Annotated in this window: 12 protein-coding genes and 1 pseudogene; 8 read left to right on the top strand and 5 right to left on the bottom strand. The window is 53.9% G+C overall.

Annotated elements, in window-relative coordinates; translation table 11 throughout:
- Positions 1 to 29 precede the first annotated feature (29 nt).
- From ugpE to K7X24_RS17680, 4 genes are all read left to right on the top strand, one after another.
- Complete coding sequence (gene ugpE / locus K7X24_RS17695) at positions 30 to 875, top strand: sn-glycerol-3-phosphate ABC transporter permease UgpE (RefSeq protein WP_039491922.1); 846 nt, start codon at positions 30 to 32, stop codon at positions 873 to 875.
- Positions 876 to 900: 25 nt separating this feature from the next.
- Positions 901 to 1974: a sn-glycerol-3-phosphate import ATP-binding protein UgpC gene (locus K7X24_RS17690; protein WP_102118139.1), complete on the top strand. Its 1074-nt coding sequence runs from the start codon at positions 901 to 903 to the stop codon at positions 1972 to 1974.
- On the top strand, positions 1974 to 2723 hold the full coding sequence (ugpQ, locus tag K7X24_RS17685; protein ID WP_224556271.1) for a glycerophosphodiester phosphodiesterase: 750 nt from the start codon (positions 1974 to 1976) through the stop codon (positions 2721 to 2723). Before K7X24_RS17690 ends, ugpQ begins: the two co-directional genes overlap by 1 nt.
- Positions 2724 to 2929: 206 nt before the next feature.
- Positions 2930 to 3886 (top strand): AEC family transporter, encoded by a 957-nt coding sequence (locus tag K7X24_RS17680; protein ID WP_102118141.1) that lies wholly within the window; start codon positions 2930 to 2932, stop codon positions 3884 to 3886.
- Between the two features lie 13 nt (positions 3887 to 3899).
- Here the strand turns inward: K7X24_RS17680 and K7X24_RS17675 are convergent, their stop codons facing one another.
- Positions 3900 to 4196, bottom strand: coding sequence for a hypothetical protein (locus K7X24_RS17675; RefSeq protein ID WP_224556268.1), 297 nt, complete (start codon positions 4194 to 4196; stop codon positions 3900 to 3902).
- 447 nt (positions 4197 to 4643) lie between these two features.
- Between K7X24_RS17675 and K7X24_RS17670 the strand changes: the two genes are divergently transcribed.
- Positions 4644 to 5108 carry a tRNA (cytidine(34)-2'-O)-methyltransferase gene (locus tag K7X24_RS17670; protein WP_039486769.1) on the top strand — a complete coding sequence of 155 codons (465 nt, stop codon included), beginning with the start codon at positions 4644 to 4646 and terminating at the stop codon, positions 5106 to 5108.
- A 15-nt stretch (positions 5109 to 5123) separates the two neighbouring features.
- Here K7X24_RS17670 and K7X24_RS17665 read toward each other — a convergent pair whose 3' ends face one another.
- The 4 genes from K7X24_RS17665 to cpxR form a co-directional block, all read right to left on the bottom strand.
- Positions 5124 to 5924, bottom strand: coding sequence for a DUF3142 domain-containing protein (locus K7X24_RS17665; RefSeq protein WP_224556266.1), 801 nt, complete (start codon positions 5922 to 5924; stop codon positions 5124 to 5126).
- Positions 5894 to 8068, bottom strand: coding sequence for a hypothetical protein (locus K7X24_RS17660; protein ID WP_224556265.1), 2175 nt, complete (start codon positions 8066 to 8068; stop codon positions 5894 to 5896). Before K7X24_RS17660 ends, K7X24_RS17665 begins: the two co-directional genes overlap by 31 nt.
- A 193-nt stretch (positions 8069 to 8261) precedes the next feature.
- Positions 8262 to 9632 carry an envelope stress sensor histidine kinase CpxA gene (gene cpxA, locus K7X24_RS17655; protein WP_224556264.1) on the bottom strand — a complete coding sequence of 457 codons (1371 nt, stop codon included), beginning with the start codon at positions 9630 to 9632 and terminating at the stop codon, positions 8262 to 8264.
- Complete coding sequence (gene cpxR / locus K7X24_RS17650) at positions 9629 to 10327, bottom strand: envelope stress response regulator transcription factor CpxR (protein WP_224556260.1); 699 nt, start codon at positions 10325 to 10327, stop codon at positions 9629 to 9631. The genes cpxA and cpxR overlap by 4 nt, the downstream gene beginning before the upstream one ends.
- A gap of 153 nt (positions 10328 to 10480) precedes the next feature.
- On the opposite strand from cpxR, the gene cpxP reads away from it, so the two are divergent.
- The 3 genes and pseudogenes from cpxP (at position 10481) to K7X24_RS17635 (ending at position 12041) form a co-directional block, all read left to right on the top strand.
- A complete protein-coding gene (gene cpxP / locus K7X24_RS17645; RefSeq protein WP_224556254.1) occupies positions 10481 to 11005 on the top strand; it encodes a cell-envelope stress modulator CpxP in 525 nt (174 codons plus the stop codon).
- A gap of 336 nt (positions 11006 to 11341) precedes the next feature.
- Positions 11342 to 11602 (top strand): annotated as a pseudogene (locus tag K7X24_RS17640) (type II toxin-antitoxin system RelE family toxin).
- A 70-nt stretch (positions 11603 to 11672) separates the two neighbouring features.
- Positions 11673 to 12041, top strand: a complete 369-nt coding sequence (locus K7X24_RS17635) for a helix-turn-helix domain-containing protein (RefSeq protein WP_224556252.1) — start codon at positions 11673 to 11675, stop codon at positions 12039 to 12041.
- The last annotated feature ends 9 nt before the right edge of the window (positions 12042 to 12050 follow it).

Here is a 12050-nt window from a genome sequence, read left to right as displayed (position 1 = left end):
GCAACGCTATCTACTAAGGTCAACAGCCAATGATTGAGAATCGTCGCGGGTTAGATATTTTCAGCCACGTCATGCTGATCGTCGGCATTCTCGCCGTCTTGTTTCCGCTGTACGTGGGGTTTGTCGCTGCCACGCTGGATAATCAGGAAGTCTTTCAGGCTCCGATGACGCTCATCCCCGGTTCTCACCTGTGGGAAAACCTGCGTTATATCTGGCTGCACGGCGCGGGCAACAACACCACGCCGTTCGGGTTGATGCTGCTTAACAGCTTCGTGATGGCGCTGGCGATCACGGTGGGCAAAATTACCGTATCGATTCTGTCCGCTTACGCCATCGTCTATTTCCGTTTTCCGCTGCGCAACCTGTTCTTCTGGATGATTTTCCTGACGCTGATGCTGCCAGTGGAAGTGCGTATTTTCCCAACCGTGGAAGTGATCGCGCGGCTGGACATGATGGACAGCTACACCGGTTTAACGCTGCCGCTGATGGCCTCGGCGACAGCAACCTTCCTGTTCCGCCAGTTCTTTATGACGCTGCCGGATGAGCTGATGGAAGCGGCGCGTATCGACGGTGCCAGCCCGATGCGTTTCTTCTTTGACATGGTGCTACCGCTGTCGAAGACCAATCTGGCCGCGCTGTTCGTGATCACGTTCATCTACGGCTGGAACCAGTACCTGTGGCCGCTGCTGATTGTCAGCGATGCCAGTCTGGGTACTGCGGTCGCTGGGATTAAAAGCATGATTGCCTCCGGTGATGGCGCGACCCAGTGGAATCAGGTGATGGCCGCGATGCTGCTGACCATGCTGCCGCCGCTGCTGGTGGTACTACTGATGCAGCGCTGGTTCGTTCGCGGTCTGGTCGACAGCGAAAAATAAATCGAGACGAATTTCGGAAACGCTTATGGCATGTTTAAAACTTCAGGCCGTCACCAAGTCTTACGATGGCAAAACACAGATTATCCAACCTATCGATCTGGACGTCGCTGACGGCGAGTTCGTCGTGATGGTCGGGCCGTCAGGCTGCGGCAAATCGACGCTGCTGCGTATGGTGGCAGGCCTCGAACGCACCACCAGCGGCGATATCTACATTGATAACCAGCGGGTCACCAATCTGGAACCGAAAGATCGCGGTATTGCGATGGTGTTCCAGAACTATGCGCTTTATCCCCATATGAACGTGTTCGACAATATGGCTTACGGCCTGAAAATCCGTGGCTTCGGCAAGGCGCAGATCCGCGAGCGCGTGGAAGATGCGGCGCGAATTCTGGAACTGATGCCGCTGCTGCAACGCAAGCCGCGTGAACTATCGGGCGGCCAGCGTCAGCGCGTGGCGATGGGGCGGGCGATTGTGCGTGAACCGGCGGTGTTCCTGTTCGATGAACCGTTGTCGAATCTGGATGCCAAACTGCGCGTACAGATGCGGCTCGAATTACAGCAACTGCACCAGCGCCTGAAAACTACCAGCCTGTACGTCACGCACGATCAGGTTGAGGCGATGACGCTGGCGCAGCGCGTCATCGTGATGAACAAAGGGATCGCTGAACAAATCGGCGCACCGGCTGATATTTATCGCCGCCCGGCATCGCTGTTTGTGGCCAGCTTTATTGGCTCACCGGCCATGAACCTGTGGTCAGGTCGCATTAGCGATGACGGTTGCCGCTTTGAAATCGATGGCGACATCGCGCTGGCACTGCCTGAACCGAAGCCGCAATGGCGCGGTAAAGCATTGACGCTGGGGGTTCGACCAGAGCATATTCAGCTGGCGACGAGCGAAACCGGCGGTATCCCGTTGCAGATTTCAACACTCGAACTGCTGGGCGCGGATAACTTAGCGCACGGCAAGTGGGGCGGGCAGAATGTGATTGCGCGGCTCTCTTATGAGCACTGTCCTGCGATTGGCTCGACGCTCTGGCTACACTTACCGACGTCATCATGGCACCTGTTTGATTCGCAAAGCGGATTACGGATGGAATAATGGAAACACTCTGGCCTTACCCGAGCATTGTCGCCCATCGCGGCGGCGGTTCACTGGCACCGGAAAATACGCTGGCGGCGATTGATGTCGGCGCGAGCCTCGGTCACAAGATGATCGAATTTGACGCCAAGCTGTCGCAGGACGACCAGATTTTCCTCCTACACGACGACACGCTTGAGCGCACCAGCAACGGCTGGGGTATTGCCGGGGAACTGCCGTGGGACAAGCTGGTCGGGCTGGATGTCGGCGGTTGGTACGGTCATAAATTTGTCGGTGAACGCCTGCCGCTGCTATCGGAAGTAGCAAAACGCTGTGTGCAGTACGGCATGGCGGCCAACATCGAAATTAAACCCACCACCGGATATGAAACAGAAACCGGACGGGTGATTGCGCTGGCAGCGCGCCAACTGTGGGCCGATCATCCGGTCGCGCCGCTGCTGTCATCATTCTCTATTGATGCGCTTGAAGCGGCGCAGCAGGCCGCACCGGAACTGCCGCGCGGGCTGCTGTTGGATGAGTGGGAAGAGGACTGGCTGGCGTTAACGCAGCGTTTGGGATGCGTGTCCATTCACCTGAATCACAAACTGCTGACGGCAGAACGCGTCGCGGATCTGAAAGCTGCGGGTTTGCGCATTCTGGTTTATACCGTCAACCAACCCGATCGCGCGCAAACTTTGCTGGATTGGGGCGTTGACTGTATCTGTACTGACCGGATAGATTTAATCGGGGCTAACTTCGCGACCGGCTGAGGTCTGCCTATTATACCCGTCATACTTCAAGCTGCTTGTGCGTTGGCTTCCCTTGCTCACCCAGTCACTTACCTGAGTAAGCTCCTGGGGATTCACGCGGTTGCCGCCTTCACGCAACTCGAATTATTTAGGGTATACCTCCGTATTATCTTTGATTGCGGCGGATCCTCTTTCTGACTTGGTGCCGGTAATAAGGAAGTGGCTTCATGCCCGCATTTATTGTTTCGCTTTGGCACCAGATTTTTCTATCGTTACCCCTCTTTGTTCTTATCGCGCTCGGCTATAGCCTGATTCGCTACGGTAAATGGCCGACCACCGTTACCGATGGCATGACGCGCTTTGTCTTCTCCGTCGCTATGCCCGCCATGCTATTCCGCCTGATGTCGGATTTTTCCAAACGTCCGGTGGTAGATGCCCGACTGCTGATCGCCTTTTTTGGTGGCTGTTTGCTGGTGTTTGTTCTGGGCCGCATCGTGGCGCGCAAAATCTTTCATCTTGATGGTGTCTCTGGCTCGCTGTTTGCGTTGAGCGGCATCTTCTCCAACAACGTGATGCTGGGGCTGCCGATTGCCACGCTGATGCTGGGCGAAGAGGCGATCCCGTCGGTCGCGCTGGTGGTGGTGTTTAACGGGCTTATTTTGTGGACGCTGGTGACGGTGTCGGTGGAATGGGCGCGTAACGGGGCGCTGTCGCTACAGGGCTTTACCAAAACCGCGCTGGGCGTGCTGAAGAACCCGCTGATCATCGGCATTCTGTCCGGGACCTTATTTAGCCTGACGGGCCTGCCGCTGCCGTCGTATGTTGACCAACCGCTGGCCATGCTGGGGCAGATTGCTGCACCGCTATCGCTGGTAGCGCTGGGAATGGGGCTGGCGGAATACCGCGTGCGTGACGGTTGGCAGATCAGCACAGCGATTTGTACGATCAAACTGCTGGTACAGCCGCTGGTGATCTGGGGGATTGCTATCGCGCTCGGCCTGCCGGAAATGGAAACGCGAGCAGTTGTGCTGCTGGGGTCGATGGCGGTGGGCGTCAACGTCTATCTGATGTCGCGTCAGTTCGATGTGCTGGGCGGCCCGGTGGCATCAAGCCTGCTGTTATCAACGGCGATGGCGGCGTTAACCACGCCGTTGATTTTAACGCTGATGGGTGTGCGGCTATAAGGCCATCATCGCATCAGGGATTCTGCTTAATTGGCGGCGGCGGAGTGGTTCTCTGTGACCGCTGTAAATCCTGTTGTAGCTGCTGCTGGCGCTGTTGCTGCAACTGCTGGTTGCGCTGCTGGAGCTGATTATTTAGCTGCTGTTGCTGTAATTTCTGGTTCTGCTGCATATTTTGCTGCAACTGTTTCTGGCTGCTTATGCCGCTCTCAAACTGCTGTTGAGGCGTGGGTGCTTGCGGCGTATTGGCACTCGCCAGAAGCGGTAGGCTGAGCAGGGCTGCACAGGCCAATAGTGTCTTAGGGTGTTTCATTAAACCTCCACGCAGGCTATACCCGTCATACTTCAAGCTGCTTGTGCGTTGGCCGCCCTTACTCACCCCAGTCACTTACCTGAGTAAGCTCCTGGGGATTCGCCCGGTTGCCGCCTTCACGCAACTCGAATTATTTAGGGTATACATGCCCGCATCGTGTTTTCATCAGCACATTATCCTGATGTATTCACTTAAGTGTAATCGCTGCGGATGAAAACGTCGTGCAGAGTAAGCAGATGTCGATTACTTAAGCTCATTTTTAGGAGAAACACGGGGATGAGGTTCCCGCAGGGATACCTCGCCCCGTGGTCGCTCCGTGTATCTCGGTTCTTAAGCGACTGGCATAAGTACAGAGTAATCCGCAATCCTGCGTGCACAGGTTTTGGGCTGCCCTGTGGGAATGCGTTATACTGCGGCGGAATTTTTCTTCGTGGTTGACGCTATCTCATGTTCCATATCGCGCTCTATGAGCCTCAAATTGCACCGAACACTGGCAATATTATCCGACTGGCGGCCAACAACGGCTGTACGCTTCATTTGATTGAACCGCTGGGTTTTGATTTTGAAGAGAAAAAGCTGCGCCGTGCGGGACTGGATTATCACGATCTGGCGAACGTCAGCCGTCATAAAAACTATCAGGATTTTCTGGCTGCGATTCCCGGCAAACGTATCTTCGCCTGTACCACCAAAGGCAGCCGCCCGTATGACCAACCGAGCTACCAGCCAGGTGATGTATTGCTGTTTGGATCGGAAACGTCCGGCCTGCCAGACGAGATTCGTAACGGCTTTGAGTCGGATTTCCGTATCCGCATTCCCATGCAGTCTAATAACCGTAGCCTGAATCTGTCGAATGCCGTGGCGATTATCAGCTATGAAGCCTGGCGGCAAAATGGCTTCGGTGGTTGCCTGTAGCCATAGCTTACCTTGCTACAATCTGCCGGTGGCGGATTTTTTCAGGGGCGGATTCACCAGAAACACCACTTCCCCGCGATAATACGGTGAAGTGGCAAGGCGCTGCTGCCACTGCGGTTCCCACTTGCCGTGTTGTACCAGCCCGACTCGGAAAGGCAGGGTCAGCTTCATCAGCGCGGGCAGGTACTCGGCGTAGTTGGTAATGGTGCTGCGACCCTGATAGGTTTGCACCACCACTTCATCCAGCTTGCCTTGTAAGCGGTTCAACGCCGCAACATCACCAGTTTTCGACCAGTCGAGCAGCCCCGTAATACTGAGCTGACAATCTTCGGGTAAACGCTCGCGTAATTGCGTCAGAAACGCGACATAGCCTGCCAATTGATAGCTTTTCGCGTCAAAATCGATCTGAATCCCAGCAACTTGATTCCCCTGACGCTGCCACTTTTCCCGTAACTTTAGTATCCGGTTCAGGTGGCGATCGGAAAGCTCCAGCGTGGTCATGCGGAAAGCCAGCCAGACGCGGTTAACGCGCAGCTGGCTGGGCGGGATCCCCTGACGCAGGAACACGACCTTGCCCTGACGGCGCGCCACTTCGCCCTGATGCAGGTACAGCGTCTGTGCCTGATGCAGAATCGGCTGGGGCCGCACCGCCGCCCACAGCCAGAAATCCTGATAGCGTGTTGCGTCGACGATGGGGTGCGCCGTGTTGATGGCTGAAGGGATTGCGTTAACGGAAGCGGCCTGCGTACAGAATGAGAGCAGGCCGGCCAGCACGATTAACGGCGTTACCAGTAATAATCGAGCTTGTCTGCCCACACGCTGCCTTTGTACTTGGTTTTCAGTTGGGTAAACCAGGCTTTGCGGGTTGCCTTGCTGATGTCCTGCGGACCACAGTCGTTATAGCCGCTTGGCGCATAGCAGTTAACCGCGCGATACAGGGCATAGGTTTTGTCTTCCGGCGGCGCTTTCGGGTCGGCAATCACCCGCATATACCCATCCAAACGGTTATATTCGGTGCCGACGAACTGCGTTGGCGCGTTGGTGAGTCCACTCAACATGCTGCCTTCTCCCCAGTCGAAGCCCACGCTGTTATTGGTGCGCAGGAAAAACTCACCGAGGCAGTTAATCGAACGGGCATCATTGGGGCGTTGATTCAGCGTCTCGACCACGCTACCCAGCGCTGGGCATTGGTAGTCTTCTTCGGTATCGCTGCCGTCCCAGTCAAATGCTGTTAAATCTTCCTGATTCCAGCTTTGATTTTCACTGCTGACTAGCGGCGCAATGTCTTTCCTCAACTGAACATCTTTGAGATAGCTGGCGTAATCACCGTGGGTTAGCGACTTGGTTAACAACGTATGCAGTGCGATAGCCCGTTCTTCATGGGTTTGCTGCGGGCCTGTTTGCTGACGTAACAGAGCGGCGTTGGCGCTAATTTTCAGCACGGCTGAACGGAAACGCAGATTTTTCACTGGGCTGTCGGCGGCAAAGATCCGCTCTGGATGACCTGCCTTGACCAGCGTTTCCGCCAGCGCCAGTTGCAGGAACTGATTTTGCGTGTACCCCATATTGCGCGTTAACAGCTGACGCCAGTGCGTTTCCGCCTCATCCCAGCGCTCCAGACGCACCAGCGCCCGACCGCGTAAGACTTGCAGGCTGAAACGCACGGTATCAGTCAGATCGTTCGCCTGTGTTGCGGGAACGCTGTTAACCACGGCAGCGTAATCTTTTTGACCATAAAACAGCTGCGCTGCCTGAAGGTAGCTGAACGCGTCCTGCATGTTGTCTTGCGCAAACAGCGGCTTCTGCGCGGCCAGCTCGTCAGTGGATAAGGCGGGTAATGCCAGCCAGCCGTCATCTGAACGCAAGCGCTTGAGATCTTGCACCATCGTCAACGGTGGGCTGCCCGGCGCGCTGGTGAACTGCCGATTTTCCAGCAGCTTGTTGTCGATCTCGTCGCTCAATTCAAGGAGGGTTTCGACGTCGGTGGTGTTGTTCAGCTCGTGTTGGTACGTTGTCGCCAGGGCATTCACATCGTCCAGAATCCAGTAAGCGCGGCGGTACAGCCCGTTAGCGGACTCGATGTATTGCCCGTCAGGATACTGTTTCAGATAGTCGCCAATATGCTGAATGGCCTGCTGTGCAGCCGCTTTATCGGCTTTACTGGCATCAAACATGTTGTATTCATCAAGCGCGTTTTCCATCGCTTTATTGATTGCTACGCGAATCAACATATAGCGCGATGTTTCCGCCACCCACGGCTGCGATGAGGACGTTAGCACCTCAAAGCCGCTTTCCGCCTCATCAAAGTGTCCCTGATAAAACGCGAGAACCGCGAACAGATACTGATTAAGTGCGCCGGCATGTCCTTCGTCCGGCAGACTTGCAAGACCCTCGTTCAGCGCCTCTTTGGTATACAGCGGGTTGAGGAGATTCACCCGCTGATGTGCCAGCAGCGTGCGTTGCTCATTGGTGAGCTGTGTGTCAGCCAGCAGGACATCGAAAAACGCTTCCAGCGTGGAGAGCGCATTGGAAATATGGCGTCCTTCGTTATCGTCAGGCGAAAACGTGGAGATCGTGCCCTGAACGGCTAAAGGAAGGTTAAGCTGCTTCGCTTTATTCAGTGTCGAAAGGTAAGGCGCATCTGCCGTGATATCCTCCGCTGAACCTGACGAAGGAACCTCTTCCGTGGCTGCAATCCCCATGACCCGGTAGGCTGTGAAAGGGTCGATACGTGAACGCGTTTGATCGGGCAAAGGATGGGGTAACGGAAGCGACATGTTGTGGAGACGGCTTTGCAGCAACATCAGGTTAGCACGCGTGTCGTTGCCCGGCTGCAAATAGGGCAGGGCGGACACGCCACATTCCGAGTCGGAAAAGCCGCACACTCCATCGCTGGAACTGAATGCCTGGCTGCTCATTAACGCGGTCAGTACGCCAGCCAGCAGCGTTACTCCTTTCATGGTTTGTATCCTTCATTCAACACGGGTCTTGCCTGTTTTCGGCATGAGTGGCGATCACTCTACGCAATCGCCTAAAAAACTCAATCCAGTATAACCTTGAGAAGATAAACAGAAAGTGACAGGTGCCCATGTCGGGCACCTGAGAGCGTGTTATAGAGGGAAACGTCGGTGGTGGGAAAATAGCCTGCCTGATTTACCGTTGATGCAACGGCAGCCAGATTATCAGTCGTAATCCGCCCAGTGGACTGTCTTCCGCTTTTACCCAGCCTTTGTGCTGTGTAATGGCGGTTTCCACAATGGCGAGCCCTAAACCACTGCCGCCGGATTCGCGGTCACGCGCTTCATCCGTACGGTAGAAGGGGCGGAAAATCTGTTCGCGATCTTCCGGGCTCACGCCGGGGCCATCGTCATCCACTTTGATGGTGATGCCCTGATTATCCACCGAGAAGGCCACTTCGATGTGGTTGTGAGAATAACGCAGCGCGTTGCGCACGATATTTTCCAGCGCACTGTCGAGCGAGGCTGGGTTGCCAAAGAGCGTCCACGGCCCCGGAGGATAGGGCACTTCCAGCGTTTTCCCCATCTGCTCGGCTTCAAAGGCGGCATCGTCCAGCACATTGCCCCACAGTTCATCGGCACGCAGGAACTCACGGGTTAGCTCGTTCTTGTGCTGATTGCGTGAGAGCACCAGGAGATCGTTAATCATGCTGTCGAGCCGTTGCGTTTCCGTCTCGATGCGGTTCAGCTCATTGCCTTCTCCCTGACGCCGACGCAGCAGCGCTGTAGCCAGTTGCAAGCGCGTCAGCGGCGTGCGCAGCTCATGAGAGATATCCGACAGCAGACGTTGCTGTGCGGTGACCATCCGTTCCAGCGCGCTGACCATCTGGTTAAAACTGACGCCCGTAGCCAGAAACTCCTGCGGGCCAGATTCCAATTCAGGGTGCTGTCGTAAATTGCCTTTGGCGACTTCGTCGGCAGCGTGTTTGAGCTTGCGCGCGGGTTTTGCCAGGCTCCAGGCAAGCCAAAGGAGCAGCGGTGAACTGATCAGCATGGTGAAGATCAACAGCAGTAAAGGACGGTCAAACAGCAGGCTAATGAAGTCTGACTGCGGACTACTGGCGGGACGAATCAGGTAAAGCTGGTAGTTGTCATCACCATCTTGAATCGCAAAGGGACCGAGCAGCTCAATACGGCCGTAATTTTTCTTTTGTGGGTGATCGGCATTATCCGACAACCCGATAAAGTTACGCACAATCGGTGTTTCATGCTTTTCCACGCCAAAGATCCGGCCTTCGCTGGTCACCAAAAAAAGGCGCTGCCCCGGCGGCGCCCACTTCTCCAGCACCCAGAACAGCCGTAGCCACCAGCGCAGATCGTTGGCTGGCGTGTTGGCGAGGTCTGCTTCAATATGCTGTTCTAGCATGATGCCCTGCCGCTGCTCGTTTTCCAGCAAGGCGGTAAGCTGGCGCGAGTCTAGCTTGGGTACCATCAGAACCAGCATAAGTACCAGCGCCAGCGTTAACCAAAAAATGGCAAAGATACGAGCGGTCAAACTATTGATCATGCAACCGACACCATCAAATAGCCTCGTCCGCGCAGCGTTTTAAACCAGGGCAGACCGTCCTTACGTTCTGGCAATTTACGCCGCAGATTCGAGATATGCATATCGATCGCACGGTCAAACGGTGTCAGCCGTTTCCCCAGCACCTCTTGGCTTAAATGCTCGCGGGAAACCACCTGTCCTAGCCGTTGTGCCAGCAGATAGAGCAACGTGAATTCGGTGCCAGTCAGATCCAACACGATATCGTCAAAGCTGGCTTCCTGTCGGCCGGGGTTCAGACGCAGGCCATCGACTTCCAGTGTCGGTGCACTGTTATCACCCGCCTGCTGTTGATCGGTCCAGTTGGAACGGCGAAGAATTGCGCGAATTCGCGCCACCAGTTCTCGGTCATTAAAGGGCTTCGGCAGATAATCATCGGCACCCAGTTCCAAGCCAAGAACGCGGTCTAATTCACTGCCGCGGGCGGTCAGCATAATGACCGGTGTTTGATGCTGCTGTCGTAGTTCTTTTAATGTATCGATACCGTTTTTCTTCGGCATCATCACATCCAGTAATAACAGGTCAATGGTGTTATCTAATATCTGTAACGCCTGCTCGCCGTCGTAGGCGACAACGACGTTAAAACCTTCCATTTCGAGCAATTCTTTCAGTAAAGCAGTCAGCTCTCTATCGTCATCAACCAGCAGAATTTTATTCATGTTTTCTCTACCTCCAAGGGCAAAATACGACATAGATTAGCGCTATTCCATGACTTTACGTAGTTTTACATCCTCTGACGCATGTTTGCAGCAAGATGCGTAGACTCCTGTTCATTGATTCACAAAATGACGTACCGCACTGGAGAGTTATTGATGCAACAGTTCGCAACCTTATCTCTTGCTTCACTGCTTATGTTAGGCACTTTTACCGCCTTTGCAGCAGAAAGTGGAGACGCCCCGGCGAGCGGCTGGCATATCGATGATTCCGCCACAAAAGGCGCACCCGGCCAGCAAGGTATGTTCGATGGCGTGAGGCTGACCGAGCAACAGCGTCAGCAAATGCGTGATTTGATGCACCAGAGTCGTCAGGACAAACCGGCGTTTAATGCCGAAGATGTTAAAGCCATGCATAAGCTGGTGACGGCAGAAACGTTTGATGAAGCGGCGGTGCGAGCGCAGATAACCCGAATGATGAGTGTGCAGCTTGAGCGTCAGATTCAGATGACCCGAGTGCGCAACCAAATGTATAACCTGCTGACGCCAGCGCAGAAAGAGATATTAGAGCTGAAGCATCAACAACGCATGAAAGAGATGCAGCAGCAGATATCCATGTTTAACCAGATGGCCGCGCCAGCACCAGGCACGACAAGCCATACCGAGACAAAGAATCCCGAGTAGTAGCGCTAGTGTAGTAAGTAGTCTGTAGTAAGCGTAGTGCAGTCCGAGTAGTCATGTGTAGTAGGTACACACCCTGTTTTTCCTTGCCATAGACACCATCCCTGTCTTTTTGCCCTCCATGATGGAGGGCTTTTTTTTGGGATTTTTCAGGCATATGGAGTGTTTTGACTTCATATAGATGATTTTCCGCTCCAGCGAAATAGCTCGCTGTGATGAGGATAGATATGAACGCTTAATGATAAGGTTTTAATTAGATATTTATTGCATTGATTAGTTAATTGTCTTATTTTTTGCTCATTCTGAGCGGATATGCACTTTAAAAAATCAAGGAAACTGATGGTAAAGGTCATCTGGACAAGGAAGGCGTTGAAGCAACGTTTAACGATAGACCGCAGATATCAGGACACCATAAGTGAGAAAATTGCTGAACTACGTAGTTTTCCTGCTGTAAACCTGGACATTATGGCGCTGAAGGGTGAAGCGAGAAAATTCAGGTTATGAGTGGGAGACTACAGAGTAATTTTCGAGATTGTTCAAGGTGAGCCCGTTATCTGTGAGGTTCAGGCGGTCAAACGCAGAACCTCAACGACTTACTAACTATCAGGCTGGGTAATCCGCCAGTTTCCTGATGACATACACCGCGACTCACTGACACCCGGATGAAATTATGTCAAAACCACAATTTATCAATGACGTGAACGGCAAGCCTCAGTTTGTTGTTCTACCTATCAGCGAGTATGAAAAGTTGCTGTCTGATAGCGATTCAGGCTATGAGGATATTCCTTATGTTGCCGATGAGTACGACGACGAAACCGTGCCTAATGATGTGGTAGAAATCATGTTCCGTGATGATGTTAGCTTGCTTGCGGCATGGCGTACCTATCGTGGATTATCACAATATGATGTAGCCGAAAAGCTAGGGACAACGCAATCAGCGGTTTCGCAATGGGAAGCGAAAGACTCACGACCTCAGAAAAAAACCCGAGAGAAATTGTCTGAGATTTATCACTGTCGCCCAGAGCAAATGATCCTTTGATTGTATTGC

The organism is Pectobacterium versatile (assembly GCF_020166435.1).
Classification (GTDB): Bacteria; Pseudomonadota; Gammaproteobacteria; order Enterobacterales; family Enterobacteriaceae; genus Pectobacterium; species Pectobacterium versatile.
Note: the sequence above shows the minus strand (reverse complement) of the source record. Positions and strands in the feature narration are given on the sequence as shown.